The organism is Pseudomonas sp. Z3-6 (genome assembly GCF_051131985.1).
GTDB classification, from domain to species: domain Bacteria; phylum Pseudomonadota; class Gammaproteobacteria; order Pseudomonadales; family Pseudomonadaceae; genus Aquipseudomonas; species Aquipseudomonas zanjanensis.
Window position 1 is genome coordinate 1043987 of sequence record NZ_CP071644.1, and the last position, 25909, is coordinate 1069895.

General features: G+C 61.4%; 23 protein-coding genes, 4 tRNA genes and 2 pseudogenes. 19 read left to right on the top strand and 10 right to left on the bottom strand.

Annotation, left to right across the window (positions count from 1 at the left end; translation table 11 throughout):
* The first annotated feature begins 168 nt into the window (after positions 1 to 168).
* Positions 169 to 1116, top strand: a complete 948-nt coding sequence (ispH, locus tag J3P88_RS04715) for a 4-hydroxy-3-methylbut-2-enyl diphosphate reductase (RefSeq protein WP_122564938.1) — start codon at positions 169 to 171, stop codon at positions 1114 to 1116.
* Here ispH and J3P88_RS04720 read toward each other — a convergent pair.
* Positions 1070 to 1609 (bottom strand): GspH/FimT family pseudopilin, encoded by a 540-nt coding sequence (locus J3P88_RS04720; protein WP_434574264.1) that lies wholly within the window; start codon positions 1607 to 1609, stop codon positions 1070 to 1072. The two genes, ispH and J3P88_RS04720, sit on opposite strands and share 47 nt — an antisense overlap.
* A 128-nt stretch (positions 1610 to 1737) precedes the next feature.
* Here J3P88_RS04720 and J3P88_RS04725 point away from each other — a divergent pair, with 128 nt between their 5' ends.
* The 9 genes from J3P88_RS04725 (at position 1738) to J3P88_RS04765 (ending at position 10032) form a co-directional block, all read left to right on the top strand.
* Entirely contained in the window at positions 1738 to 2208 is a 471-nt protein-coding gene (locus J3P88_RS04725) for a GspH/FimT family pseudopilin (protein ID WP_186730515.1), read from the top strand.
* Complete coding sequence (gene pilV, locus J3P88_RS04730) at positions 2205 to 2666, top strand: type IV pilus modification protein PilV (RefSeq protein WP_186709844.1); 462 nt, start codon at positions 2205 to 2207, stop codon at positions 2664 to 2666. The genes J3P88_RS04725 and pilV overlap by 4 nt, the downstream gene beginning before the upstream one ends.
* On the top strand, positions 2663 to 3376 hold the full coding sequence (locus J3P88_RS04735) for a PilW family protein (protein ID WP_434574267.1): 714 nt from the start codon (positions 2663 to 2665) through the stop codon (positions 3374 to 3376). The genes pilV and J3P88_RS04735 overlap by 4 nt, the downstream gene beginning before the upstream one ends.
* 5 nt (positions 3377 to 3381) lie before the next feature.
* Positions 3382 to 3861 carry a pilus assembly PilX family protein gene (locus J3P88_RS04740; protein WP_434574269.1) on the top strand — a complete coding sequence of 160 codons (480 nt, stop codon included), beginning with the start codon at positions 3382 to 3384 and terminating at the stop codon, positions 3859 to 3861.
* The gene (locus J3P88_RS04745; protein WP_434574271.1) at positions 3848 to 6949 is read left to right on the top strand and encodes a pilus assembly protein; all 3102 of its coding nucleotides are present in this window, start codon (positions 3848 to 3850) and stop codon (positions 6947 to 6949) included. Before J3P88_RS04740 ends, J3P88_RS04745 begins: the two co-directional genes overlap by 14 nt.
* Before the next feature lie 11 nt (positions 6950 to 6960).
* Complete coding sequence (locus J3P88_RS04750; RefSeq protein WP_186709852.1) at positions 6961 to 7359, top strand: type IV pilin protein; 399 nt, start codon at positions 6961 to 6963, stop codon at positions 7357 to 7359.
* Positions 7360 to 7414: 55 nt separating this feature from the next.
* Positions 7415 to 8515, top strand: coding sequence for a glycine oxidase ThiO (gene thiO, locus J3P88_RS04755; RefSeq protein ID WP_434574273.1), 1101 nt, complete (start codon positions 7415 to 7417; stop codon positions 8513 to 8515).
* Positions 8516 to 8723: 208 nt separating this feature from the next.
* A complete protein-coding gene (locus J3P88_RS04760) occupies positions 8724 to 8888 on the top strand; it encodes a hypothetical protein (protein WP_434576665.1) in 165 nt (54 codons plus the stop codon).
* Between the two features lie 778 nt (positions 8889 to 9666).
* Positions 9667 to 10032, top strand: coding sequence for a DUF6124 family protein (locus J3P88_RS04765; protein WP_434574275.1), 366 nt, complete (start codon positions 9667 to 9669; stop codon positions 10030 to 10032).
* 186 nt (positions 10033 to 10218) lie between these two features.
* On the opposite strand, the gene J3P88_RS04770 is transcribed toward J3P88_RS04765, so the two are convergent.
* From J3P88_RS04770 to J3P88_RS04785, 4 genes are all read right to left on the bottom strand, one after another.
* Positions 10219 to 11562: a sigma-54-dependent transcriptional regulator gene (locus J3P88_RS04770; protein WP_434574277.1), complete on the bottom strand. Its 1344-nt coding sequence runs from the start codon at positions 11560 to 11562 to the stop codon at positions 10219 to 10221.
* Positions 11559 to 13148 (bottom strand): two-component system sensor histidine kinase NtrB, encoded by a 1590-nt coding sequence (locus J3P88_RS04775; protein WP_434574279.1) that lies wholly within the window; start codon positions 13146 to 13148, stop codon positions 11559 to 11561. The genes J3P88_RS04770 and J3P88_RS04775 overlap by 4 nt, the downstream gene beginning before the upstream one ends.
* Complete coding sequence (locus J3P88_RS04780; RefSeq protein WP_186708979.1) at positions 13138 to 13374, bottom strand: PP0621 family protein; 237 nt, start codon at positions 13372 to 13374, stop codon at positions 13138 to 13140. The genes J3P88_RS04775 and J3P88_RS04780 overlap by 11 nt, the downstream gene beginning before the upstream one ends.
* Before the next feature lie 332 nt (positions 13375 to 13706).
* Positions 13707 to 14723 (bottom strand): outer membrane protein assembly factor BamD, encoded by a 1017-nt coding sequence (locus J3P88_RS04785; protein ID WP_186708980.1) that lies wholly within the window; start codon positions 14721 to 14723, stop codon positions 13707 to 13709.
* A 150-nt stretch (positions 14724 to 14873) separates the two neighbouring features.
* On the opposite strand from J3P88_RS04785, the gene rluD reads away from it, so the two are divergent.
* The 9 genes and pseudogenes from rluD to J3P88_RS04830 form a co-directional block, all read left to right on the top strand.
* Positions 14874 to 15836 carry a 23S rRNA pseudouridine(1911/1915/1917) synthase RluD gene (rluD, locus tag J3P88_RS04790; RefSeq protein WP_212798930.1) on the top strand — a complete coding sequence of 321 codons (963 nt, stop codon included), beginning with the start codon at positions 14874 to 14876 and terminating at the stop codon, positions 15834 to 15836.
* Positions 15833 to 16558 carry a peptidoglycan editing factor PgeF gene (gene pgeF, locus J3P88_RS04795; protein ID WP_434574281.1) on the top strand — a complete coding sequence of 242 codons (726 nt, stop codon included), beginning with the start codon at positions 15833 to 15835 and terminating at the stop codon, positions 16556 to 16558. Before rluD ends, pgeF begins: the two co-directional genes overlap by 4 nt.
* A gap of 130 nt (positions 16559 to 16688) precedes the next feature.
* A complete protein-coding gene (gene clpB / locus J3P88_RS04800) occupies positions 16689 to 19253 on the top strand; it encodes an ATP-dependent chaperone ClpB (protein ID WP_186708990.1) in 2565 nt (854 codons plus the stop codon).
* Between the two features lie 314 nt (positions 19254 to 19567).
* A tRNA-Asn gene (locus tag J3P88_RS04805) sits at positions 19568 to 19643 on the top strand.
* Between the two features lie 7 nt (positions 19644 to 19650).
* Positions 19651 to 19727: transfer RNA gene (locus tag J3P88_RS04810), tRNA-Pro, on the top strand.
* Between the two features lie 5 nt (positions 19728 to 19732).
* Positions 19733 to 19808: transfer RNA gene (locus tag J3P88_RS04815), tRNA-Lys, on the top strand.
* 94 nt (positions 19809 to 19902) lie between these two features.
* Positions 19903 to 19979, top strand: a tRNA-Pro gene (locus J3P88_RS04820).
* A gap of 147 nt (positions 19980 to 20126) precedes the next feature.
* Positions 20127 to 20849, top strand: a pseudogene (locus J3P88_RS04825) (MCP four helix bundle domain-containing protein); the annotation flags it as partial.
* Positions 20850 to 21152: 303 nt separating this feature from the next.
* Positions 21153 to 21752: pseudogene (locus J3P88_RS04830) on the top strand (methyl-accepting chemotaxis protein); the annotation flags it as partial.
* A 211-nt stretch (positions 21753 to 21963) separates the two neighbouring features.
* Here the strand turns inward: J3P88_RS04830 and J3P88_RS04835 are convergent.
* The 5 genes from J3P88_RS04835 to J3P88_RS04855 all read right to left on the bottom strand — a co-directional run bounded on the left by J3P88_RS04835 (position 21964) and on the right by J3P88_RS04855 (position 25811).
* Entirely contained in the window at positions 21964 to 23262 is a 1299-nt protein-coding gene (locus tag J3P88_RS04835) for an NAD(P)/FAD-dependent oxidoreductase (protein WP_186709009.1), read from the bottom strand.
* A 60-nt stretch (positions 23263 to 23322) separates the two neighbouring features.
* On the bottom strand, positions 23323 to 23496 hold the full coding sequence (locus tag J3P88_RS04840; RefSeq protein WP_039593877.1) for a DUF3094 family protein: 174 nt from the start codon (positions 23494 to 23496) through the stop codon (positions 23323 to 23325).
* Between the two features lie 52 nt (positions 23497 to 23548).
* Positions 23549 to 24076, bottom strand: a complete 528-nt coding sequence (locus tag J3P88_RS04845) for an MOSC domain-containing protein (protein ID WP_186709012.1) — start codon at positions 24074 to 24076, stop codon at positions 23549 to 23551.
* Positions 24073 to 24699, bottom strand: coding sequence for a DUF1780 domain-containing protein (locus tag J3P88_RS04850; protein WP_186709015.1), 627 nt, complete (start codon positions 24697 to 24699; stop codon positions 24073 to 24075). Before J3P88_RS04850 ends, J3P88_RS04845 begins: the two co-directional genes overlap by 4 nt.
* 218 nt (positions 24700 to 24917) lie before the next feature.
* Positions 24918 to 25811, bottom strand: coding sequence for a LysR substrate-binding domain-containing protein (locus tag J3P88_RS04855; RefSeq protein ID WP_434574284.1), 894 nt, complete (start codon positions 25809 to 25811; stop codon positions 24918 to 24920).
* Positions 25812 to 25909 lie beyond the last annotated feature (98 nt).

The following is a 25909-nucleotide window of genomic DNA, read 5'->3' on the forward strand; positions in this document are numbered from 1 at the left end:
TTTAGTGTGGGAGCGGGCTTGCTCGCGAAGGCGGAGTGTCAGCCAACATTAATGTTGAATGTAAGGCCCTCTTCGCGAGCAAGCCCGCTCCCACATGGATCTTCATTGTTTTCCGAGCCCTTGGTTCGATCAACAGGCAATTCTTGCGCGCAAGACACGAGGCACAGCATGCAAATCAAACTCGCCAACCCCCGTGGCTTCTGCGCCGGTGTGGACCGGGCGATCGAAATCGTCAACCGCGCCCTGGAAGTCTTCGGACCGCCGATCTACGTGCGCCACGAAGTGGTCCACAATAAATTCGTCGTCGAAGACCTGCGCAGCCGCGGGGCGATTTTCGTCGAGGAACTGGATCAGGTGCCGGACGACGTCATCGTGATCTTCAGCGCCCACGGGGTTTCCCAGGCCGTGCGCAGCGAAGCCGCCGGCCGTGGCCTGAAGGTGTTCGACGCGACGTGCCCATTGGTGACCAAGGTGCACATCGAAGTGGCGCGCTACAGCCGTGACGGTCGCGAATGCATCCTGATCGGCCATGAAGGCCACCCGGAAGTCGAAGGCACCATGGGCCAATACGATGCCAGCAACGGCGGTGCGATCTACCTGGTCGAAGACGAGGAAGACGTTGCGGCCTTGCAGGTACGCAACCCCGAGAGCCTGGCCTTCGTGACCCAGACGACCCTGTCCATGGACGACACCAGCCGCGTGATCGACGCCCTGCGTGCGCGCTTCCCGGCCATCGGCGGCCCGCGCAAGGATGACATCTGCTACGCCACCCAGAACCGCCAGGATGCGGTCAAGCAACTGGCCAACGAATGCGATGTGGTGCTGGTGGTCGGCAGCCCGAACAGCTCCAACTCCAACCGCTTGCGCGAGCTGGCCGAGCGCATGTCCACCCCGGCCTACCTGATCGACGGTGCCGAGGACATGCAGCGCAGCTGGTTCGAGGGCGTCGAGCGCATCGGCATCACCGCCGGTGCGTCCGCGCCGGAAGTCCTGGTGCGCGGCGTGATCCAGCAATTGCAGGCCTGGGGTGCCACCGGTGCCGATGAGTTGGCCGGTCGCGAGGAGAACATCACGTTTTCGATGCCGAAAGAGTTGCGCGTCCGCTCCTTGCTTTAAGTCCTTTCTGGCACAGGGGCTCTTCGACTGCGACGCTTTCCAGGCGGACGCGGCCGGAGGGCGCCAATATCACTTGATGATGGCTGATCGCCTCGCTTTTGGCGCAGACATGCAACCTGCCTGCCTGGAATGAGCCGCTGGGGTGCAGGGCTTCCCCCTGGCTGCCGAACCTCACCCTGCGTCTCATCGGCTGGTTACCAACCACCCGGGCGTTTGCGCGGCGCTCCATCAGCACGGTCTTCTCCTTGTCATCCAGGGTGATGCGCCAGCCTCGGCCCCAATCGTTGTCTATCGCCCTGAGCACGACCGTCCGGTTGCGCGCGATGGCTTCGCTGCGTGCGCTGCGTAACCCGCTGATCAGCAACTGCGCGGTATCCTCGCGTTCGATAGACTCGATCAGCTCTTTGTAGCCCGCGCTGGCCCACGACAGAACAATTGCGGCAATTGCCAGTCCCATGAGCAGTTCGATCAGGCTGAAGCCCTGTTGATACATGACGTCTCCTCCCTGGAGTCCGAAAACGACGCGCTCCTGGCGCCGCAAACCGAAACAACCGCACACAAAGGCGGTGGTTTGTTCTAGCGTGTAGAAGCAGGTATAGCCGACGGCAACGGAGGGCACCGATGGATCTTCGTACAAAAGGTTTCACGCTGATCGAGGTGCTGGTGGCCCTTGGCGTGCTGCTGATCCTGATCACCATGGCGGTGCCGTCATTTACCGGGTCGCTGCAGAGCACCAAGGCCGACACCGATATCGACGACTTGCGCCGGGCGCTGAACTTTGCCCGGATGACGGCGATCGACCGTGGTATCACCACGCGAATTCGCCCCACCGCCGAGGGCAGCGCCTGGAGCGGCGAACTGACGGTGTATGACAGTACTGGCTCGTCGCCCAATATATTGCGGGTTGTTCCAGCAATGAGCAGCGGCGCGACTCTGACGCTAACCTCAGACGTGACCAACATTGATTTCAACAATTTGGGCGGGCTATCGGCACCGGCCACGCCGGTGAGTTTCAATTATGTACGCGGGGCGCAGAGCAGGACGCTGAGTGTTTGCCTCAATGGACGAATCGTATTGGGAAGTTGCGGATGAAGGGTTGCAGTAAAAGGACGCAGGGGGGCATGACCCTGATCGAGGTGCTGGTGGCGGTGCTGATTCTCGGCGTCGGCTTGCTCGGGGCGGCGATGATCCAGCTCAATGCGCTCAAATACACCGACAGCTCGCGCATGACCAGCCAGGCCAGTTTCATTGCCTACGACCTGCTGGACCGCATTCGCGCCAATTCCGCCGCCGACTACACCATCACGCCGCCCAGCTCGCCGAATCTCAACGTGGCCCGCGACCAGGACCTTTATGATTTCCAGACCAATATCGTCGCCTTCGGCGGCGCCACGGCCACTGGCACCGTTGCGCTGAACCAGCGGGTCTACACCATCACCATTTCCTGGGATGACGCCCGGGCCGCCAACACCACCGATGCGGCCGAGGCGCGACGCAGCTTTGTCCTGACCAGCCGCGTCGCCGTTGACCCGGTGGGGACGCCGCCATGAACCGGCACAGTCGCGGTTTTGGCCTGATCGAGTTGATGATCGCGCTGGTGCTCAGCCTGATCGTCATCCTGGGTGTCGTGCAGATTTTCATTGCCGCCAAAAACACCTACGTCAGTCAGAATGCCGCCGCGGTGATGCAGGAGGACGCGCGGTTTGCCTTGAGCAAAATGGTCCAGGAAATTCGCATGGTGGGGATGTTCGGTTGCTTGGCGACCATCATCGATGCCTCAACGGATAACAGTTTCGCTGTCAGCCAGACCACGCCAATCCGTTGGGATAACGCCAACCGGAGGTTGACCCTGGTCACCGCTGACATAGGCAATGGCGGTAGCGATCCAACCTGGACCGTCGTCTCCGATTGCCGTACCTCGGCGACGGCCTATTCCAATGCGCGGCTACCAGCGACGGGGCAGATGGCGTTTCCGATTCGCCGACTGATCTACAGCTTCAATAACAACCAATTGATGCTGGGCAGCGGCACCGGCAATCCGACCCTGTACGTGCTGGTGGACCACGTGCGGGCGTTCGACGTGATGTTTGGCGTGGCTGGCAGCGCGACGGACATCGCGGCGTCGAGCTACACCAGCAACCCGGCTGACCCGGCGCTGATCCGCAGCGTACGCCTGAGCCTGACGCTCTTTGATCCGAGGGACACGGTGCGCGAGCAGACCTTCAATGTGGTTGCCGCCTTGCGCAACCGGCTGCTATGAAGGAGATGACTTCGATGGGGCACATGCATCGCCAACGTGGCATGGCCTTGCTGGTCAGCCTGGTCTTCCTGTTGCTGCTGACGTTGATCGGGTTGTCGTCGATGCAGAGCGCCACCCTCCAGGAAAAAATGACCAGCAGCGTCATGCAGCGCAACCAGTCCTTCCAGATGGCCGAGGCGGCGCTGAGGGTCGGGGAAAGCGCGGTGCAGGTCGAAACGTATTCATTGCCGATGTGCACCACTGCGACCCAGTGCGCGCCACCGGCCGAGTCGGCGACGTTGACGGGAGCGGGGCGCAATTCGTCGTCGGGGGTGCTCTGGGTTGCCGCCGCCGGAGGGTTTTATGGCGTGCAGAACATCGGCACGACGCTCACGGCGGTCAATGTGCCGGTCAATACGTCGGCGACGCTGTACCGGATCACGGCGGTAGCGGTGGTGGGCAATAACCAGCGCAGCGTGGTGGAGAGCATCTATGCGAAATACTAAGGTGCTTCGCGGCAGGTGGCAGGCGTTGTGGGGGGCGTTGCTGGGCCTTTACCTGGCGGCCCCGGTCTATGGGTTCACGCCTTCGGACTCGCCCTTGCTGAGTGCGGCCGCCGTCACGCCGAACGTGATGCTGCTGATCGATGACTCGGGGAGCATGAACAACATCATTTGGGCGGCGGGGTTCGATCCGGCAGCGACTCAAACACGCACTTACGCATGCAACGCCAGTAACAACTGCAACGACAGATATGAGCTGGACCTGGACGACTCGAATATCCTGTTGCTGAGCCTGTTGCGTGGCGGCTGCTCGTCTGGCTGGTACGGTTTCTATCGACCCAGTATCGGCCGGATCTGTCTGCGCTTGCCAGATCCTGTGGGAGGCGGCGATACCCGTTACACCGGCAAATACTTGGCGTATCTGGTGACACTGGCCAACGGCTCGAGCCGCGACTTCACCACAGGTACGATCCCCACGGATTATCGAATCAACGTGGCGCGGGATGTCTCCAATGACTTGGTCGCCAATAACCGCGCCCTGCGTATTGGACTTGCTACCTTCAACCCACCTAATTACAGCAACTCCGGCCCCGGCGGGTACATCGCTCGCGCCATCAGCGACCTGTCGCCGGTCACTGGCAGCGTGACCCAAACCCAGGCCAACGCCAACTACAGCGCCCTGATCAATGCCATCAATGGACTGGGCGCGGTTGCGAATACCCCCTTGGCCGAGAGCTATTACGAAGTCACCCGCTACTTCAGGGGCATGGCGCCTTATTACAATGGAACGCCCACCACCTACACCAGCCCGATCCAGTACCGTTGCCAGAAAAATTTCGGCGTGGTGGTCACCGACGGCTTGCCCACCTATGACCGGACGTTTCCTACCAACGACCCGCTGGGCCTTTCCCGGCTGCCGAACTGGGACGGCATCAGCAGCAACGATGGCGCCGACCCCTTTGGCAACGCCGAGGGCGACACGCTTTACCTGGACGACATCGCCAAGTTCGCCTTCGACATTGACATGCGCTCCACCGGCACCGACGCCACCGGCAAGAGCTGGAACAGCGTGGATTTTCCTCGGCAGTATCTCAATACCTATACCGTAGGATTTGCCGTCACCAACCAGATGTTGTCCGACGCAGCCCGTTACGGGGCGGGCAAGTATTATCCGGCGAGCGACAGCGAAGGCCTGAATTCGGCGCTGTCGTCGGCCTTGAGCGACATCACGTCGAAGGCCGGTTCCGGGGGCGGTGGCACCACCAACGCCGCCACGTTGTCCAGCACCTCCAGCTACTACCAGACCACCTATGACCCCAAGGACTGGCGTGGGACCATCCGTGCGTTCGGCTTCACCTCGGCGGGCACGGTCAATACGGCAGCGGTGCAATGGACCACCGACACCGCCATCGTGCCCGGCGCCACGGCACCGATCTATCAATCCTGGAACAGCGCGACCAACGTGCCGGTGACCCTGGCCTACGGCAATTTTTCGCCGGCCCAGCAAACCAGCCTCAGCCAGAACCTGCCCACGGGGATTACCGGCAATGACTTGGTGGAGTGGAGCAAGGGCGTCAACAAGACCGGCCTGAAGGTGCGCAGCGCGTTATTGGGCGATATCATCAATTCGCCGTTGGTGCTGGCATCGCCCAATGACCAGACCGCTGCGGACCTGCTCAACGACACCAGCTACAGCGCCTACCTGGCGACCAAGGCGACAAACATGAGCACCAGCCTGGTGGTGAATGGCAACGAGGGTTTCTTTAGTGTCATCAACAGCGCAAACGGCACGCGGCGTTACGCCTACATGCCTTCGAACGTGCTGCCCTCGTTGCAGGACATTGCCGACGTCAACTACATCAACGGCGTGAGCCACAAATTCCTCGTGGATGGACAGATCGGCGTATTCGACGTGCAATCGGGGAGCGCCTGGAAGACCGTGGCCGTGGGCGGCACCGGGGCTGGGGGCAAGGTGTTCTATGCGGTCCAACTGTTCGATGCGGCGGCCGGCAATGCGTATCGGGCGTTGTGGCAAATCAGTGCGCCAACCGTCGCCAACACGGCCAATGCCTTCAATGACTTGGGCTATGCCTACGCGCGCCCCGAAGTCGCACGCCTGGCGGACGGTCGTTGGGCGGCGTTCATCGCCAATGGCTACGGCAGCAATACGGGTGTGGCGGCGTTGTACGTGGTGGATATCCGCGATGGTTCGCTGATCCGCAAAATCGTCATCAACAGCAGCGAAACCGATAACGGCCTGTCGTCGGTCAAGCTGCGGGTCAACTCGCAGAATATAGTGCAGGCCGCCTACGGTGGTGACTTGAAGGGACGGATGTGGAAGTTTGACCTCAGCGGCACTTCACCCACCGCGTGGGGCCTGGCGTTTGCTGGGCAACCGTTGTTCACCGCCCCCGGCGGCGCGACCCAGCCGATCACTGTGCAACCTCTGCTGGCCGACAATCCCCAGGGCGGCACCCAGGTGTTTTTTGGAACCGGCAAGTTCAACGAAGCAGCCGACAAGCTCAACAAGGATTTGCAGGCGTTCTATTCGATCTGGGACGCCACGGGCGGCGCGGGGCAAATTACCGTGTCGAGCCTGCAGGCCCAGTCGATCACCGGGGTGTTTTCCGGCAGCACCGGGCAGTTCGTCACCACCAGCCAGAGCGACGTGACGTATCCTGCGCAAAAGGGCTGGTACCTGCCCTTGGTGTACAACAACGTGCTGACCGGGGAGCGAGTCATCAACCCGGCCAGCCTGGTGCTCGGGCGTGTGGTCTTTACCACGGCCGCCGTGGACACCACTGACCCTTGCGCCAGCTTCGGCACCGGCAAACTGATCGAATTGGATGCGTTCAACGGTAAGATGCTCAACTATGCGGTACTCGATACCAACAACGATGGTTCGCTCACCAGCCTCGATACCATTTCCGCTGGTGTGGTGTTCACGGGCGGCATCCCGACATTGAGCGCCGTCGTCAGTGCCAACGGGGCCACCAATATGATCGTGAACGACTCCGGTGGTGGTATCACCGACCTGCTGGGCAAAACCGTCGGCGGCAGCCGCCGTATCATGTGGCGGCAAATACAATGAGGGAGCAAGGCATGCGCAGATCCAACCGCGGTTTCACCTTGATCGAAATCATGATCGTGATCGCGATCATCGGTATCGTGATCACCGTCGGCTATCCGAGCCTGACCGAGTATATGAAGAAGGGGCGACGGGCCGAGATTGCCGGGCTCTTGTCGGAGCAGGCGCAAATTCTTGAGCGCTACTATTCGAAGAACAACCGCTACACCGATGCGACTGGTCTGAGCAGCGGCAACGATTTCTACACCATTAACTTGGTACCAACGGACCAGAGCTTCACCCTGACCGCCGTGCGCAAGAGCGGCTCGTCCATGGCGACGGACAAATGCGGTGACTTCAAAATCACCAATACCGGCGTACGCAGCGTGGAAAATGCTACTGGGGTGACTGCCAAGGATTGTTGGGGGCGCTGAGTTTCTTTTATCCGGGCGCGCTTTGCGCCCTTTGTTTTGTGAGTCGAATCAGAACATGACCAGGCAACAGCAAGTGGTGATTGTCGGTGGCGGAGTCATCGGCCTGCTGACGGCGTTCAATCTGGCGTCCGCAGGGCAACGTGTGGTGCTGCTGGACCGTTCCAATGTCGGCCAGGAATCGTCCTGGGCCGGTGGCGGTATCGTTTCGCCGTTGTACCCGTGGCGCTATAGCCCGGCGGTCACGGCGCTGGCCCATTGGTCACAGGATTTTTATCCACAGTTGGGGGAGCGTCTGTTCGCGGCCACCGGGATCGACCCGCAAGTGCATGTGACCGGGCTTTATTGGCTGGATCTGGACGACCAGGACGAAGCGCTGGCCTGGGCCAAGCGGGAAGGGCGCCCGCTACGGGCTGTGGATATCTCGGCGGTTCATGATGCGGTGCCGGTGCTGGGCGCGGGTTTTTCCCGGGCGATCTACATGGCTGACGTGGCCAACGTGCGTAATCCCCGGTTGGTGAAGTCCCTCAAGGCTGCGTTGCTGGCGATGCCGAACGTCACGCTGCATGAGCATTGCGAAGTCAGCGGGTTCATTCGCGACGGTGGGCGTGTGGCGGGCGTGCACAGTTCTGCCGGTGAAATTCATGGCGATGAGGTGGTGCTGGCCGCCGGTGCCTGGAGTGGCGAGTTGCTCAAGAGCTTGGGCTTGAAGTTGCCGGTCGAGCCGGTCAAGGGCCAGATGATTTTGTACAAGTGCGCGTCGGATTTTCTGTCGAGCATGGTTCTGGCCAAGGGGCGTTATGCGATCCCGAGGCGTGATGGGCATATTCTGGTGGGCAGTACGCTGGAGCGTGAAGGCTTCGACAAGACCCCGACCGAGGTTGCGTTGGAGAGCCTGAAGGCTTCGGCGCAGCAGCTGATTCCGGCGTTGGCGGGTGCCGAGGTGGTGGGGCATTGGGCTGGGCTGCGGCCTGGGTCGCCTGAAGGTATTCCCTATATCGGCGAGGTGCCGGGGATTGCGGGGCTTTGGCTGAACTGTGGGCATTATCGCAATGGGTTGGTGTTGGCGCCGGCGTCGTGTCAGTTGTTTACGGATTTGATGTTGGGGCGTGAGCCGGTGATTGATCCTGTGCCTTATGCGCCGGCGGGGCGGTTGTAAGGTTTTATAATCCGATCCAAATTGTGGGAGCGAGCCTGCTCGCGAAGGCGGTTTGATAACTGGCCAGGGTTGTTGACCGAGTACATATCCATTCCTGCGGTAACGGCCACTTAGGGTTCCGCCCTTACGGCGGGTCACTTTTTTCAGACGCCAAAAAAGTAACCAAAAAGGCTTTGCCCCACCACTCGGTGCCTCGCCTAGGCTCGGCATGCCCTCACTCCGGCATTGCTCCGTGGGCCGCCGCGAAGGGCCATCCATGGCCCAGCGCGGCTATCCCGGCATCCATGCCGGGATGCCCACGGATCAATGCCTGCGTTCGGCCATCGTGGTTAACGGGGCGCTTGAGATCAACGTCCGCCCCGAGGCGGCCTAGTAGCCGACCTGGTTCTCCTGGTCGTACTCCGATCCCATTGTGGGAGCGAGCCTGCTCGCGAAGACGGCGGTACATCCAAGGCTGATGCAAGCTGATCCACTGCCATCGCGAGCAAGCTCGCTCCCACAGGGATTTTCAGTGGCCGCAAATCTGTAGATCGTCCCCGACCCAGTGTGGGAGCGAGCTCGCTCGCGATGACGACAGCCAATCCAATTCCTATCTAACTGAACCACCGCCTTCGCGAGCAGGCTCGCTCCCACAGGAGAAACGCGATCACCCTAAATCAGGTCGGCTACTAGGCCGCCTCGTGGTGGACGTTGATCTCGGCGCCCCGTTAACCACGATGGCCGAACGCAGGCATTGTGGAGTGGGCATCCCGGCATGGATGCCGGGATAGCCGCGCTGGGCCATGGATGGCCCTTCGCGGCGGGCCCACGGAGCAATGCCGGAGTGAGGGCACACCGAGCCTAGGCGAGGTGCCAAGTGGTGGGGCATGAGCGCTTTGGTTACTTTCGCGCTTTTCGAAAGTGACCCGCCGTCAGGGCGGAACCCTAAGTAGCCGTTACCGCAGAAACGGATATACACACCGCCCTTACAGCCGACCAAGCTTTGTGGGAATGGTCGGACAAAATTCTGATTCAAAAAGAATTTTCCGACGAGTTCTGGCGGTTGCCGGGTGGGAAGAACCCTGGCTAACCTTTCCCCGTCGCTGCCAATTCAGCGTCCGGGCGTCGCGGCCCGAAAACTTGGTAATCCATTTCCTCTTTGGAGTACCGCAATGAGTGACAAACCACTACCACCTTCAGAAACCAATAACGCTTCTCCTGACTCCAGCCATAACACGAAAGGGCTCGATGACGCCGCCAAACGCGCCCTCGACTATTACCTCGGCCCAAAACCCGAAGCCAAAAAGAAACCCACCTCAAACCAGCTATTCACTGTAGTGGACGGCATCGACACCGAGTGCCTCCTCACCAACCTCAGCGAAACCCTGGCCTCCGCCAATGCCACGATCAGCGACCTGGCCTTCGAACTTGAAGGCTCGCGACGGCATGTCGCCTTGGGGGTACAGCAGCTGATTGAACTGTGTGCATTACTGGCCAATCGAGTGCTGGACGAACGGGTGCCGGTGGCGGAAGGCTAGAAGAGCTGCGAAGGCGAACGCCGAACCTGTGGCGAGGGAGCTTGCTCCCGCTGGGTCGCGAAGCGGCCCCCAACCTGAGACCTCGGTGCATCAGGTGATCGAGTCGCTGCTTTTGGGGCTGCTGCGCAGCCCAGCGGGAGCAAGCTCCCTCGCCACAGGGGAATACGTGGGCTTCGAAACCGTGGCTCAATCCAGCCCAAGCTTCTTCAACCGATACCGCATCGACCGAAACGACAACTTCAACCGCTGCGCCGCCGCCGTGCGGTTCCAGCGGGTTTCTTCCAATGCCTGGAGAATGAGCTTGCGCTCGACCTCTTCCAGGTAATCCTCGAGATTGTCGACCTGCATCAAATCGGGATTGCCCGCCTCAGTCGCATTGCCCTCGGCCAGACGCAGGTCATCCGCTTCGATCAGTTGCTGTTCGCACAAGGTATAGGCCCGCTCAAGCATGTTCTCCAATTCCCGCACATTGCCCGGGAAACGGTAGTTCTGCAGGGCTTCCAGGGCTCGCGGATGGAGCTTTGCCGCAGGGCTGCCGGTAGCGCTGGCCAGGCGCTGGAGCATGTGGTTGGCCAAGGGCTCGATGTCTTCGCGGCGTTCACGCAACGGCGGTACGCGCAATTCGATGACGTTCAGCCGGTAATACAAATCCTGGCGAAAGCGCCCGGCGGCGACTTCGGCGTCGAGATCCTTGTGGGTGGCGCAGAGGATGCGCACATCCACCACTTCTTCCTGCTGGCCGCCCACGGCGCGCACGGCCTTTTCCTGGATGGCTCGCAACAGCTTGACCTGCATCGCCAAGGGCAGGTCGGCCACCTCATCGAGGAACAAGGTTCCGCCATGGGCGGCCTGGAACAGCCCAGGCTTGTCTTCGATGGCGCCGCTAAAGCTGCCTTTTCGGTGGCCGAAGAACTCGCTTTCCATCAGTTCCGTGGGAATCGCCCCACAGTTGACCGGTACAAAACGCTGGTTGGCGCGGGGGCCTTGTTCGTGGATCAACCGGGCGACCAGCTCCTTGCCGCAGCCCGATTCACCGCTGATGTACACCGGGGCCTGGCTGCGAGCAAGTTTCTCGATCTGCTTGCGTACACCGAGCATGGGGGACGAGTCGCCTAGCAGGCAGCGTTCGAGGGTGCTGGTCGGTGTGGCGATCGGTGGCAGGCGCAGGGCGCTGGTGACCAGCTCCCGCAGCCGACCCAGGTCGACCGGTTTGGTCAGGAAGTCGAAGGCGCCGGCCTTGAGGGCGTCGATGGCGGTTTCCAGGCTGCCATAGGCGGTGATCATCGCCACGGGCAGTTGTGGATAACGTTGCTGGATGTGCTGCACCAGCTCCAGGCCGGTACCGTCGGGCAAACGCATGTCGGTCAGGCACAGGTCGAAGGCATCCCCTGCCAGCAGGGCTTGGGCCTCGGCAAGGTTCTTGGCGCTGCGGGTGTCGAGTTTCATCCGGCCCAGGGTGATGTCCAGGAGTTCGCGGATGTCCGGTTCGTCATCGACGATCAGGATTCGTTGCCGTGAGCGATTGTTCAAATCTGTTTCCGTCCGTGAGCAAAAGTGATGCGAAAGCAGCCGCCGCCTTGGCGTGGTTTGAAGTCTAGGCGGGCCTGGTTGCTTTCGCACAGCTCACGGGACAGATAGAGCCCAAGGCCGGTGCCCTGGCTGCTGGTGGTAAAGAAGGGTTCGAACAGATGCGCCTGCTGCTCGGGCGTGACACCGGGGCCGTTGTCGATGATGTCCAGGGTCGACAGCTGGCTGTGAGGGTCGATGAACAGTTTCAGCCAGGCGTCGGCCTGTTCATGGGCCATCGCGCTGTGGCGCCAGGCATTGCGCAGCAGGTTGTCGAGCACCTGGGTGAGTTGGTCGGGGTCCATGAGCGTGGTGTGGTCGCCCGGGTCGATGCTCAAGTGCAATCGTTGGTGGTCGGCCATGCTTTCGCGGGTCTGCCGGACGAACTGATCGAGCCAGGCCCGCAGGTCAAGGCGCTGGGGTGTGGTTTGCTGGCGGCGAGACAGCTGCAGGACGTTTTCAATGACGCGATTCATTCGTTGGGAGTGATCTTGAATAATCTGCGTCAGACGCCGATCCGCGTCGTTCAGTTCCTCGGATTCGCGCAGCAATTGCGCCGCGTGGCTGATGGCGCCCAAGGGGTTGCGGATTTCATGGGCGATACCGGCGGTCAGGCGCCCGAGGGAGGCGAGCTTGAGCTGTTGGGCGTGTTGGGCCACCTGGGCCAGGTCTTCGAGAAACACCAGGATCTGCTGCTGGTCGTTGTGGCCCAGGGCGATGAAGCTCGGTTGCAGGGTCAGGCCCGTGCCGCTGATGGTCAGGCTGGGCGGGCGCAGGCTGGGGTTGTTCAGCCAGAGTTGCAGGCGCTCGACCAGGGCGCTGGAGCAATCGTCGATCGGTTGGCCGACCAGGTCGTGCATGCCCAGCAGGTTCAGCGCGCTTTCGTTGGCCAGTTGGACCCGGCGCTGGCGGTCGAGCACCAGGATGCCGGTGCGCATGCGTTGCAGGATCAGGGCATTGAGGGCTTCCAGTCCGACCACTTCGCTGGCCCGCTGCTCGGCCAGGGTTTCGCTGGCTTCCAAACGTCGGGTCAGGCCCTGCACCAGCAGCGCGGCGGCAAAACACAACGCCCCGAGGGTGCCGGCTTGCAAGTAACTGCTGGGACGGTTCGAGTCGCTCAAGCCAAGAAATAAACTCGAACCGACGATGCCAAGGGTGGCGACGGCCGCGATCAACAGGCCGATCCGGCCGCGCAGCAGCGTATTGCCGATGGCCACCGAGACGATGATCAGGTTGCCGATGGCGCTGGGGGCGCCGCCCGCGGCGAAGAACAGCCACGAGAGCAGCAGCACGTCGGTCAGGGCCAGGCCGAACAGCCGGGCAGGGCGGCGGGTGTTTTCCAGGAACACCACCAGCAGGATATTCAAGACCAGGTACAACCAGCTGCCACTGCGCAACAGGTCGTCGTTGGCGTATTCCAGCAGGCGGTTGTCCATGTTGCTGGAGATCAGCAGCACCAGGGTGATGCCGATACTCAGGCGGTACAGGTGGTAGAGGCGCAGCAGGCGCTGCGCCTGTTTGATGCGTGGGCTTGTAGCCTCAGCGCTCACGAGTGCCCGGGCCTTGCTCGAGATGAGCCTGGCTGCAATACCATTGCTGTTCGAGGGCCAGTGCCCGGTCACGGGGCAGGTGTACGCCGCAATGGGCGCAACGGACCATGGGCGGTGCGTCCTGTTCCTGGGTGGGGCGGGATGCGCGGCCGCCGGTCTTCTTCACCCCGCGAAAGATCCAGATAGCGAAGGCAACGACTGCGAACAAGATCAATAAACGAAGCATGATGGGCGGCTTTTTGGCTAGAGATCAGGCAGTTTAGCCAAGGACAGGAACGGCGCACAGCGCAATAAAACCCGGGCACAAAAAAGGGAGACCATCGGGTCAATGCTGTTCACTTGAGGCAAACGGCAAACCCGTGGCGAGGGAGCTTGCTCCCGCTGGGCCGCGAAGCGGCCCCAAAACCTGCCAAGTGTGGCGTATCAGACACACCGCACCCGCCGGTTTACGACTGCTTCGCAGCCGAGCGGGAGCAAGCTCCCTCGCCACAGGGTCATCATTTTTCTTAAGTGAACGGCATTAGACCGTCGGGTCTCCCTTTTTGCAGGTGCCTTGGCTCAGTCGAACAGGCCGAAGGTCATGTAGCTGAACCACGAGCGGTCGCTGGAATCGCTCTCAGGCTCTTCTTCCTCGATCACGTCGCCATTTTCATCCTTGGGCTTGAGTTCGTTCGGGATGGCTTCCTTGGCATCCTGGAACTGACGCTGTACGTCCTGGTTGGCGCGGGTTTCGCCCGGCGGCAGCGGTGGACGGGACTCGATCAGGCCCAAGGTCGCCTTGCTCAGCCACGAACGGTTGTCGGCTTCGTCAACGCGCGGTGTGAACTGGCCGTCGACCAGCGAAGGGTGATCCGGGTAGTTCAGCTTGAGGGTTTCCAGGCTGGTGGCGGCCAGGTCGTCCAGGTGCAGGCGCTGGTAGGCTTCGGTCATCACCGCCAGGCCATCACCCACCGAAGGGGTTTCCTGGAAGTTTTCCACCACGTAGCGGCCACGGTTGGCGGCGGCGACGTAGGCCTGACGAGTCAGGTAGTAGTCGGCCACGTGGATTTCGTAGGAAGCCAGCAGGTTGCGCAGGTAGATCATGCGCTGCTTGGCATCAGGCGAATAACGGCTGTTGGGGAAGCGGCTGGTCAGCTGGGCGAACTCGTTGTAGGAGTCGCGCGCGGCGCCCGGGTCACGCTTGGTCATGTCCAGCGGCAGGAAGCGCGCCAGCAGGCCGACGTCCTGGTCGAAGGAGGTCAGGCCCTTGAGGTAATAGGCGTAATCGACATTCGGGTGCTGCGGGTGCAGGCGAATGAAGCGCTCGGCGGCGGACTTGGCGGCTTCCGGCTCGGCGTTCTTGTAGTTGGCGTAGATCAGCTCCAATTGGGCCTGATCGGCGTAGCGACCGAACGGATACCGCGACTCCAGCGCCTTCAGCTTGGCGGTGGCGCTGGTATAGCTATTGTTATCCAGGTCGTTCTGCGCCTGTTGGTACAGTTCGACTTCGCTCAGGTTTTCGTCTACGACTTCCTTCGACGAGCAAGCAGCAGTCAATGCGAGGATGGCGATCAGCAGCAGGTGTTTCACTTGCATGGCGGCTTGCGTCCCTATGACGGCCGCTGTCTTGGGCGGGGCCGTCCTGTTATGATGAGCGCCCCGTTGAAAGCCTCGGGGCAAAAGACGCCGTATTTAACCACAAGCGCGCAGCCGAAACCAAAGGCTGTGCCGACGCCCAGTCCGAGCATGTCCGATAAAATAGAACTTCGCGCAGAGGTGCCGTCCGAATTGGGCGGCCAACGCCTCGATCAAGTCGCCGCACAACTCTTTGCCGAGCACTCTCGCTCGCGCCTTTCCGCCTGGATCAAGGACGGCCGCCTGACTGTGGATGGGGCGGTGATCCGCCCGCGCGACATCGTCCACGGCGGTGCCATCCTCGAGCTGACTGCCGAGCAGGAGGCCCAGGGAGAATGGGTCGCCCAGGACATTGCCCTGGACATCGTCTATGAAGACGATGACATCCTGGTGATCAACAAGCCTGCGGGCCTGGTGGTGCACCCGGCGGCCGGTCATGCCGACGGCACGCTGCTCAACGCCTTGTTGCACCACGTGCCGGACATCATCAATGTGCCCCGTGCCGGCATCGTCCATCGCCTGGACAAGGACACCACCGGCCTGATGGTGGTGGCCAAGACCATCCAGGCGCAGACACAGCTGGTCACACAGCTGCAAAGCCGCAGCGTCAGCCGCATCTATGAGTGCATCGTGATCGGTGTGGTCACCGCCGGTGGCAAGATCAACGCCCCGATCGGTCGCCACGGCCAGCAGCGCCAGCGCATGGCGGTGATGGAAGGCGGCAAGCAGGCGGTCAGTCATTACCGCGTGCTGGAGCGTTTCCGTTCCCACACCCACGTGCGGGTCAAGCTGGAAACCGGCCGTACCCACCAGATTCGCGTGCACATGGCCCACATCAACTTCCCGTTGGTGGGCGACCCGGCCTACGGCGGTCGTTTCCGCATTCCGCCGGCCGCCAGCCAGACCATGGTCGAATCGCTGAAGAGTTTCCCGCGCCAGGCGCTGCACGCGCGTTTCCTGGAGCTGGATCACCCGACGACCGGCAAGCGCATGAGCTGGGAATCACCACTGCCGGATGATTTCGTCTGGTTGCTGACGTTGCTCAAGCAGGACCGCGAGGCGTTCATCGGATGAGTGACTGGCTGACACCCGACTGGCCCGCGCCGGCCCGGGTCAAGGCCTGCGTCACCACCCGCGAGGGCGGCGTCAGCCTGGCGCCGTTCGACAGCCTCAACCTGGGCGACCATGTCGGCGACGACCCCACGGCCGTCGCCGAAAACCGCCGCCGCCTCACCGATCCCTTCGCCATCACCCCGGCCTGGCTGCAGCAGGTCCACGGCATTGCCGTGGTCGAGGCTGACCCGACCCAGGTGGCGACCGCCGATGCCAGTTGGACCGCCACGCCGGGTATCGCGTGCACGGCGATGACCGCCGATTGCTTGCCGGTGCTGTTCTGCAACCGTGCCGGCACCCGCGTCGCGGCGGCCCACGCCGGTTGGCGCGGGTTGGCGAACGGTGTGCTGGAAGCCACCCTCGACAGCCTTGCCGTGCCTGCGGATGAAATCCTGGCCTGGCTCGGCCCGGCCATCGGCCCGCACACCTTCGAAGTCGGACCGGAAGTGCGTGAAGCCTTCATCGCGCAGCTGCCCCAGGCGGCCGAAGCCTTCGTCGCGAGCCCCAACGCCGGCAAATTCCTGGCCGACATCTACGCATTGGCACGGCTGCGTCTGGCGGCACGGGGTGTCACGGCCGTTTACGGCGGCGGTTTCTGTACCGTGACCGACCCACGTTTCTTTTCCTACCGGCGCAATCCGCGCACCGGTCGCTTCGCCTCGCTGATCTGGATCGAGCGCTAGACTTCTCTGATCTGCATCAAGGGCGCCCGGCTTGAATCTTCCAGAATCGACCACATCTATAACGGTATCTGGCAGGTTTCTTCATTCAGGATGTTTTCTAGGTCCGGCCTGCTCATTAGGAAGGTGACCCATGCGTATTGATCGTTTAACCAGCAAACTGCAATTGGCCCTGTCCGATGCCCAGTCCCTGGCCGTCGGCCTGGACCATCCCGGTATCGAACCGGCGCATTTGATGCAAGCCATGCTCGAACAGCAGGGCGGCTCCATCAAGCCGCTGTTGATGCAGGTCGGCTTTGACGTCAACAGCCTGCGCAAAGAGTTGGCCAAAGAACTCGACCAGTTGCCCAAGATCCAGAATCCGACCGGTGACGTGAACATGTCCCAGGACCTGGCGCGGCTGCTCAACCAGGCCGATCGCCTGGCCCAGCAGAAGGGCGACCAGTTCATTTCCAGCGAGCTGGTGCTGCTCGCCGCCATGGACGAGAACAGCAAGCTCGGCAAGTTGCTGCTTGGCCAAGGGGTGAGCAAGAAAGCCCTGGAAAACGCCATCAACAACCTGCGTGGCGGCGAAGCGGTCAACGACGCCAACCACGAAGAGTCGCGCCAGGCGCTGGACAAATACACCGTCGACCTGACCAAGCGTGCCGAGGAAGGCAAGCTCGACCCGGTGATCGGTCGCGACGATGAGATCCGCCGCACGATCCAGGTGCTGCAACGCCGTACCAAGAACAATCCGGTGCTGATCGGTGAGCCTGGCGTGGGTAAAACCGCCATCGCCGAGGGCTTGGCCCAGCGCATCATCAACGGTGAAGTGCCGGACGGCCTCAAGGGCAAGCGCCTGTTGTCCCTGGACATGGGGGCTCTGATCGCCGGTGCCAAGTACCGCGGCGAGTTCGAAGAACGACTCAAGTCCCTGCTCAATGAGCTGTCCAAGCAGGAAGGGCAGATCATCCTGTTCATCGACGAACTGCACACCATGGTCGGTGCGGGCAAGGGCGAAGGCTCGATGGACGCCGGCAACATGCTCAAGCCAGCGTTGGCCCGTGGCGAGTTGCACTGTGTTGGCGCGACCACGCTCAACGAGTACCGCCAATATATAGAGAAAGATGCGGCCCTCGAGCGGCGCTTCCAGAAAGTGCTGGTGGAGGAACCGAGCGAAGAAGACACCATCGCCATCCTGCGTGGCCTTAAAGAGCGCTACGAAGTTCACCACAAGGTGGCGATCACCGACGGCGCGATCATCGCGGCGGCCAAGCTCAGCCACCGCTACATCACCGACCGGCAATTGCCGGACAAGGCCATCGACCTGATCGACGAGGCCGCGAGCCGCATCCGCATGGAAATCGACTCCAAGCCCGAAGTGCTGGATCGGTTGGAGCGTCGCCTGATTCAACTCAAGGTCGAGTCCCAGGCCCTGAAGAAAGAAAGCGACGAAGCGGCGAAGAAACGTCTGGAGAGGTTGCAGGAAGAAATCGTGCGTCACGAGCGTGAGTATTCCGACCTCGAGGAAATCTGGAACTCGGAGAAAGCCGAGGTTCAGGGGTCTGCGCAGATTCAGCAGAAGATCGAACAGTCTCGCCAGGAACTGGAAGCGGCTCGCCGCAAAGGCGACCTCAACCGCATGGCCGAGCTGCAGTACGGGGTGATCCCGGACCTGGAGCGCAGCCTGCAAATGGTCGACCAGCACGGCAAGAGCGAAAACCAGTTGCTGCGCAGCAAGGTGACCGAGGAAGAGATCGCCGAAGTGGTTTCCAAGTGGACCGGCATTCCCGTCTCGAAGATGCTCGAAGGCGAGCGCGACAAGCTGCTGAAGATGGAAAGCCTGCTGCACCAGCGCGTGATCGGTCAGGAAGAGGCGGTGGTGGCGGTGTCCAACGCCGTGCGCCGGTCCCGAGCCGGGTTGTCGGACCCTAACCGTCCGAGCGGCTCGTTCATGTTCCTCGGCCCGACCGGTGTCGGTAAAACCGAGCTGTGCAAGGCACTGGCCGAGTTCCTCTTCGATACCGAGGAGGCGATGGTGCGCATCGACATGTCCGAGTTCATGGAGAAACATTCGGTGGCACGGCTGATCGGTGCACCACCGGGTTATGTCGGCTACGAAGAGGGCGGCTACCTGACCGAGGCTGTGCGGCGCAAGCCGTACTCGGTGATCCTGCTCGATGAGGTCGAGAAGGCGCACCCGGATGTGTTCAACATCCTGCTGCAAGTGCTGGAGGATGGTCGCCTGACCGACAGCCACGGGCGCACAGTGGACTTCCGCAACACGGTGATCGTGATGACCTCTAACCTGGGTTCGACGCAGATCCAGGAACTGGTGGGTGATCGCGAGGCGCAGCGCGCGGCGGTCATGGACGCAATCTCTACCCACTTCCGGCCAGAGTTCATCAACCGGGTCGACGAAGTGGTGATCTTCGAGCCGTTGGCCCGGGATCAGATTGCCGGGATTACCGAGATCCAGTTGGGCCGCCTGCGCAGCCGCCTGACCGAGCGCGAGCTGAAACTGCAATTGAGCGATGAGGCGTTGGACAAGCTGATCGCGGTGGGTTACGACCCGGTCTATGGCGCTCGGCCGCTGAAGCGGGCGATCCAGCGCTGGATCGAAAACCCGCTGGCGCAGCTGATTCTGTCGGGTCGCTTCATGCCGGGCGAAACCGTGACCGGTACGGTGGAGAACGACGAAATCGTCTTTAACTGATAGCCGGGACTGCTGGCGATTGAAATGGCCTTGCCTTGCGAGGCCATTTTTTTCATCAGGCCGTTGAACTCAAAGGAAAAGGCTTGTAAAGTGCGCCCCGCAGTACGTCACCCCAAGGGTTACTTCTCACTGAGAAGGAATCCAAAATAAGTTGCAAATCATTGTCTTGAAAGCAATTTAAGGGGTTGACAGAGGTTTTGAAAATTGTAGAATAGCGCGCCTCAGACACACGAACGCAGCGATGCAGGCGGTGGAAGAGGTTGAAGCGAGATTCAACGATGTAGCTTCAAATAGCAGTAACTTGAAATATCAGTTCCGTGATAGCTCAGTCGGTAGAGCAAATGACTGTTAATCATTGGGTCCCAGGTTCGAGTCCTGGTCACGGAGCCATTTCAATCGGGGTATAGCGCAGTCCGGTAGCGCGCCTGCTTTGGGAGCAGGATGTCAGGAGTTCGAATCCCCTTACCCCGACCATATTTGGGTCGTTAGCTCAGTTGGTAGAGCAGTTGGCTTTTAACCAATTGGTCGTAGGTTCGAATCCCACACGACCCACCATTTTTGAAACCAGCTCGCTGGAATCGAATCTTAAGATCAGAGGCCAAAAGCACTGATCGAGGAAGGCGACTTGCAAAGGTCGCCTTTTTTTTACCGGGGTATAGCGCAGTCCGGTAGCGCGCCTGCTTTGGGAGCAGGATGTCAGGAGTTCGAATCCCCTTACCCCGACCATATTAAAAATCCTCGTATCGAAAGATACGGGGATTTTTTTTGCCTGCGATAAAGTGCACTGACTTAAGTCATCGTACAACCTGCCGATAACCCACCGACAGGGGCCTGGCCCCAACCTCAGGCCAACAATAAAAAAGGCACCCTTATATGTTTCTTCGCCGGTTGAATATCGCCCCCCGTGCGGCGTTGGGTTTTGCTGTGATCGCTGCGCTGGTGGCGTTGCTCGGGGTGTTCGCGCTGGGGCAGATGTCGAGCATTCGTGACAGTGAAGTCGCCGTGGAAACCCAATGGCTGCCCAGCATTCGCGGGGGTGACGAGATTCGCGAGTGGATGTTGCGGATCCGCACGATCTCCCTGCGTATGGCCCTGGACCAGGACCCGAAGAACATCCCGGTGTACCGCGGCCAGATGGACACCCGCGACAAGGAGTTGGGCGAAAAAATCGCGGCCTACGAAAAACTCGTCGTGACGCCTGAAGGCAAGGCCCTTTACGACCAGTTCAAGCAGACGTTCGCTGCGTACCGTACCGGTATCGCGCAATCCTTCACCCTGGCGGAACAGGGGCGTCGGGATGATCTGATCAAGTTGCTGCTGGTGGACATGAAGACCGTGGTGGACGGTTCCGGCAAGCAGCTCAACGATCTGGCGGAGTTGTTCTCCAAGCAGGTGTCCATCGAGAGCCAGAAGTCCCAGGAGCACTACGCCAATTCCCGCATGATCGTCAGCCTGTTCATTGTGCTTGCCGCCCTGGCCACGGTGGCCTTGGCCATGTTGCTCACGCGCAGTATCGTCAAACCCCTGGGCGAGGCGCTGGATGCTGCGGAGAGCGTCGCCCGGGGTGACTTGACCCGACCGATCGAAACCCATGGCAACGACGAAGTCAGCCGTTTACTCAAGGCGTTGGCGGCCATGCAACAGAATCTGCGCGAGACGTTGCAGGGCATCAGCGGCTCGGCCGCGCAACTGGCCACGGCAGCCGATGAGCTGAACGCCGTCACGCTCGACAGCACCAACAGCCTGCAGCAACAGAACAACGAAATTGAACAGGCCGCCACCGCCGTCACCGAGATGACCACCGCTGTGGAGGAGGTTGCTCGCAATGCGGTTTCCACTTCCGATGCCACGCGTCAGTCCAGTGAGTCGGCATCCCTGGGGCAGCAGCGGGTCAGCGACACGGTCGAGGCCATTGGCGCCCTGGCTAACGATGTGCAAGTGACCGGCGGCCTGGTGCAATCTTTGGCCAACCAGTCGCAGGATATCGGCAAGGTGCTGGACGTAATCCGCGCCATCGCCGAGCAGACCAACCTGCTGGCCCTCAACGCGGCCATTGAAGCGGCCCGGGCAGGAGAGAGTGGACGTGGCTTCGCGGTGGTGGCCGACGAGGTGCGGGCGCTGGCTTATCGCACGCAGCAATCGACCCAGGAAATCGAGCAGATGGTCCAAGGCATGCGCAGCGGTGCCACCCAAGCACTCGATTCCATGCAGGCCAGCTCCAGTCGTGCGGCAAGCACCCTGGCGATGGCGGAGCGGGCAGGGGAAGCGCTGCACACCATTACGGCGTCGGTCAGCGAGATCCATGAGCGCAACCTGGTCATCGCCAGTGCTGCCGAGGAGCAAGCACAAGTGGCCCGCGAGGTCGATCGCAACCTGGTGAACATTCGTGATTTGTCGGTGCGCTCGGCTTCCGGCGCGGATCAGACCAGTGCGTCCAGCCATGAGTTGTCGCAACTGGCGAATTCGCTGCGCACGATGGTGCAGCGGTTTCAGGTTTGAATGATTGGCTGCGCAGATCGAGTGTTATCGTTTAGATAACTGTTGACTGCACTGGCGTCTTCGCGAGCAAGCCCGCTCCCACAGGAGATCGCGTACTCATGTGGTACTCGCTCTCCTGTGGGAGCGGGCTTGCTCGCGAAGACGATGGAACAGGCGATGCACCTCTAAAACTCAGCGCCACCACCAGCGGTTGGCGCTTCGCTTTTTATCCTCAATGCAACTTCAGCCGCGGCTCGGTCCCGCGCCCGATCTTGCTGCCCAACATCAGCATGGCCGTGCGGAACATGCCGTACAGCGCCATCTGGTGCATGCGGTACAACGACACATAGAACATCCGCGCCAGCCAGCCTTCGAGCATTACGCTGCCGGTCAGGTTGCCCATCAGGTTGCCCACCGCCGAGAAGCGCGACAGCGAGATCAGCGAGCCGTAGTCGGTGTATTTGTAGTCGGGCAGGGCCTTGCCTTCGATCCGCAGTTTCAGCGATTTGGCCAGCAGCGAGGCTTGCTGGTGCGCGGCCTGGGCGCGGGGCGGAACGTTACGATCGCTGCCGGGTTGCGGGCAGGCGGCGCAATCGCCGAAGGCAAAGATGTTTTCGTCGCGAGTGGTCTGTAGCGTCGGCAGCACTTGCAGCTGGTTGATCCGGTTGGTCTCCAGCCCGTCGATATCCTTGAGGAATTCTGGCGCGCGAATCCCGGCCGCCCAGACCTTCAAGCTCGCGTCGATCACTTTGCCGTCCGCGGTAATCAGGCTGTCGGCGGTCACCTGGCTGACAGCGGCGTTGGTCATCACGTTGACGCCGAGTTTTTCCAACGTCTTGTGCACCGGTCCGCCGATGCGTTCCGGCAGTGCCGGCAACACCCGTGGCCCGGCCTCGATCAGGGTGATGTGCATGTTCTCTGGTTTGATCCGGTCCAGACCATAGGCGTGCAGTTCGTGGGCGGCATTGTGCAGCTCTGCCGCCAGTTCGACCCCGGTCGCACCGGCGCCGACGATGGCGACGCTGATGCGCTCGACGATATCGGTCTGCCCGGCGTGGGCACGCAGATAGTGATGAAGCAATTGCTGGTGAAAGCGCTCCGCCTGCTTGCGGGTGTCGAGGAACAGGCAGTGTTGCGCCGCGCCTTCGGTGCCGAAATCGTTGGTGGTGCTGCCGACGGCAATCACCAAGGTGTCGTAGCCCAGTTCCCGGGCCGGCAGCAGCTCGATGCCCGCCTCGTCATAGGTGGCGGCCAGCTGGATTCTCTTGCGCTCGCGATCCAGGCCGCTCATGCGCCCCAGTTGGAACTCGAAGTGGTTCCATTTCGCCTGGGCAACGTAGTTGAGTTCGTCTTCGGAAGAGTTGAGGGAGCCGGCAGCCACTTCGTGCAGCAGGGGTTTCCAGATGTGGGTCAGGTTCGCGTCGACCAGCATCACACTGGCCGTGCCGCGCTTGCCCAGAGTCTTACCCAGACGGGTAGCCAACTCCAGGCCGCCGGCGCCGCCGCCAACGATGACAATACGATGAGTCATGGGGATATCTCGCAAGGCTAAAGGAATTCGGTGCCGTTACCCGCGCGAGCATCAAGCGGCTCATAGCGTCAGGTAACTGATCAGTCGGCTCAACAGGCCCAGGCCAATCGTGATGGCCAGTACCACCACTAGGAGCATCCACGGCCGGAAAGGCCGGCGCTCGACTCGGTGCTGGGACAGTTGCAGGTACTCTTCGACATGCTTCTGGTCGTCTGGGTTCAGGCGGCTGGTCATAAAGGCCTCGTCAGGTAGACGTTGCGGAATGTGAAGACGTTACAGCGTCCGGCTAGCCGGCATTGAAAGCAGCATAGCCGCTCGCCGGCACGGGTTCGACGGCCAGGGGGTCGTCCAGGCGAATGATTCCACTTTTTAACACCCGGGCGGTGATTCCGCCATGGCCGCGTACGGCCTGGAATGTACCTTCGCCGAGGTTTCGCTCCAATCGGGCGCAGGGCTGGCACCAGCCGGTGGTTTCAAAAATGGCCTGGCCGATGCGAAAGCGCCGGCCCTTGAGGCTGAACAGATTGATGCCGCTGACCACAATGTTGCGCCGCAGTGCCTGTGGCAGCACCGGCTGGTCCTCGGGGCGGCCCATCAGTGCGCTGATCACGGCCAGGTGCTCCCATTGGATCAGCGTGACTTGCCGCGCATTGCGCACACCGGGGCGGGCATGATCGCCGGTCAGCCCGGCCTCCAGGCGCGCCTCCACGGCGTCCAGTTCGATCATCGGTGCGTGGCCTTGGGGACGCACGCCGATCCAGCGCACACGGCCCTGTTGCGGCACGGCGGCGATCAGTTCTTGCAATGGACTCACAGGCTGATCCCCACATCGAAGACGATGCTGCGGCCCAGGTTGCCGCGCAGGAAATCCGGTGCATCGGGATGGGCGAACAGCACCCGGGCAAACGTCGGCCCCACCAGCGACAGCGAGCGCCAGCCCTGGCGCAGGTATTCGGTCGGCGGCGGGAAGTGACTGTTGAGGTCCAGCACTTCGCGCTTGAGGCTGGCGAAGGCGATGATGTCCAGGTCGCCCAGGTCCATGCCGCGTTCGGTGTAGTTGTGGGCTTTCTTGCGCAGCGTCGGGGCCAGGCGCAGCAGGAATTCATTGGCCGGGATCCGCCTGGGCTTGGCTTCGCGCCGCACCAGTTGGCTCAGGGAAAAGGCGCTGCGGCGGCGTTGCAGTTCATCGCGCCATTCGTCATTGAGGCGACGGCCCTCGTCGAGCACGAAAAACACCTCGAAATTGGCATCGCGAAACAGTACGTCCGGCGGCTCCCCGGCCGGGGCGAACTCGTCGGCCCGATAAGGCACGTTCAGCCCTTGCAGCAGACGCTGGCAGACCCAACGCTCACGCTCCCATTTGCGGGCATTGGAAAGAAAGGCGTTGGCTTGCTCGGCCGCGATGGTCAGCAGGCGTAAGTAATCGGAGTCATCCATGAGCCCAAGCTTAGCGTTCAAATGTGGTCAAAAAAAATAAAGCTGCTGTGATGGGGCGAAATTTTCGCTCAGGCAGGTAATGCTGTTGCCACAAAACTCATGTACACCGCAGGCCCCATTGTAGGAGCGGGCTTGCTCGCGAAGAGGACAGCACATTCAACATCATCGTTGACTGTAATGCCGCCTTCGCGAGCAAGCCCGCTCCCACAGGATGAACCTCAGGCAGGGCTCGGCAGGCCATCCTGTTCAGCCTGACGCGCCAACCAGGCGCAGAAAAGATCCCGTTTCTTGCTGTGTTGCGCGCTGCGCTTGGCGATATAGGTGTAGCGGCTTGGCTGAAATCCGAACGGTGCCACCAGGCGACCCAGGCGAATGTCATCGGCCACCAGGTGCCATGGCGCGACACCAATCCCCAAGCCGGCAATCGCCGCCTCCAACGTAAAGTAATAGTGCTCGTATTCCAGTCCGGCCGGCGCGCTGGCGGGGTATCCCATCGCATCGCCCCAGTTCGCCCAGGCATCCGGGCGGGTTTTGGTGTGCAGGAGGGGATGGCGAAAAATCGAGCTCAAGTCAGTCAATGGGATACGCGCGGATAAGGACGGCGCCAAGACGATGCCCAAGCGTTCGGGGAACAACAGGACGGTGTTTTCGCATTCATCCACGACGTCCTGTTCTGCCGTGATCATCACGTCATAACGGTCCCGCCCCGGGTCGGTCCCATGGATCGGTGAACTCAAGCGGATCTTGATCTGCGGGTAAGTTGTATTGAAGTCGAAAAGGCGGGGAATCAGCCACTTGACCGTGAACGTGCTGAAGCAGGACACGTCCAGGGTGCCGGTCGCCGTGTCTCGGACCCTGCCCACCGCGGCCTCGATCTGATCCAGCGCGGCCGTCAATTCCGGCAGGAGTTCTTGCCCGGCAGGGGTGAGCTGCGGTTTGTTCTTTGGACCTTCGAACAGGTCCACGCCAAGGCTCAGCTCCAACTGACGGACCTGGCGACTGACAGCGCCCGGGGTGACGGACAACTCTTCGGCGGCCGCATTCATCTTGCCCAGGCGGGCAGCCGCCTCGAAGGTACGCAGTGCATTCAATGGGGGTAGGTGACGTTTCATGAAGTGACTTTAACTCAATTACATCGGGCGTATAAATCGGTATCCGGTACGGTGGGGATTTCGCAGAATTCCTCGGCTTCCTGGGGCTTGACGATTGT

Coding starts and splice junctions, on each gene's coding strand:
- ispH (WP_122564938.1), top strand. CDS start 169: ATGCAAATCAAACTCGCCAACCCCCGTGGCTTCTGCGCCGGTGTGGAC.
- J3P88_RS04720 (WP_434574264.1), bottom strand. CDS start 1,609: ATGTATCAACAGGGCTTCAGCCTGATCGAACTGCTCATGGGACTGGCA.
- J3P88_RS04725 (WP_186730515.1), top strand. CDS start 1,738: ATGGATCTTCGTACAAAAGGTTTCACGCTGATCGAGGTGCTGGTGGCC.
- pilV (WP_186709844.1), top strand. CDS start 2,205: ATGAAGGGTTGCAGTAAAAGGACGCAGGGGGGCATGACCCTGATCGAG.
- J3P88_RS04735 (WP_434574267.1), top strand. CDS start 2,663: ATGAACCGGCACAGTCGCGGTTTTGGCCTGATCGAGTTGATGATCGCG.
- J3P88_RS04740 (WP_434574269.1), top strand. CDS start 3,382: ATGACTTCGATGGGGCACATGCATCGCCAACGTGGCATGGCCTTGCTG.
- J3P88_RS04745 (WP_434574271.1), top strand. CDS start 3,848: ATGCGAAATACTAAGGTGCTTCGCGGCAGGTGGCAGGCGTTGTGGGGG.
- J3P88_RS04750 (WP_186709852.1), top strand. CDS start 6,961: ATGCGCAGATCCAACCGCGGTTTCACCTTGATCGAAATCATGATCGTG.
- thiO (WP_434574273.1), top strand. CDS start 7,415: ATGACCAGGCAACAGCAAGTGGTGATTGTCGGTGGCGGAGTCATCGGC.
- J3P88_RS04760 (WP_434576665.1), top strand. CDS start 8,724: ATGCCCTCACTCCGGCATTGCTCCGTGGGCCGCCGCGAAGGGCCATCC.
- J3P88_RS04765 (WP_434574275.1), top strand. CDS start 9,667: ATGAGTGACAAACCACTACCACCTTCAGAAACCAATAACGCTTCTCCT.
- J3P88_RS04780 (WP_186708979.1), bottom strand. CDS start 13,374: ATGCTTCGTTTATTGATCTTGTTCGCAGTCGTTGCCTTCGCTATCTGG.
- J3P88_RS04785 (WP_186708980.1), bottom strand. CDS start 14,723: ATGCAAGTGAAACACCTGCTGCTGATCGCCATCCTCGCATTGACTGCT.
- rluD (WP_212798930.1), top strand. CDS start 14,874: ATGTCCGATAAAATAGAACTTCGCGCAGAGGTGCCGTCCGAATTGGGC.
- pgeF (WP_434574281.1), top strand. CDS start 15,833: ATGAGTGACTGGCTGACACCCGACTGGCCCGCGCCGGCCCGGGTCAAG.
- clpB (WP_186708990.1), top strand. CDS start 16,689: ATGCGTATTGATCGTTTAACCAGCAAACTGCAATTGGCCCTGTCCGAT.
- J3P88_RS04835 (WP_186709009.1), bottom strand. CDS start 23,262: ATGACTCATCGTATTGTCATCGTTGGCGGCGGCGCCGGCGGCCTGGAG.
- J3P88_RS04840 (WP_039593877.1), bottom strand. CDS start 23,496: ATGACCAGCCGCCTGAACCCAGACGACCAGAAGCATGTCGAAGAGTAC.
- J3P88_RS04850 (WP_186709015.1), bottom strand. CDS start 24,699: ATGGATGACTCCGATTACTTACGCCTGCTGACCATCGCGGCCGAGCAA.
- J3P88_RS04855 (WP_434574284.1), bottom strand. CDS start 25,811: ATGAAACGTCACCTACCCCCATTGAATGCACTGCGTACCTTCGAGGCG.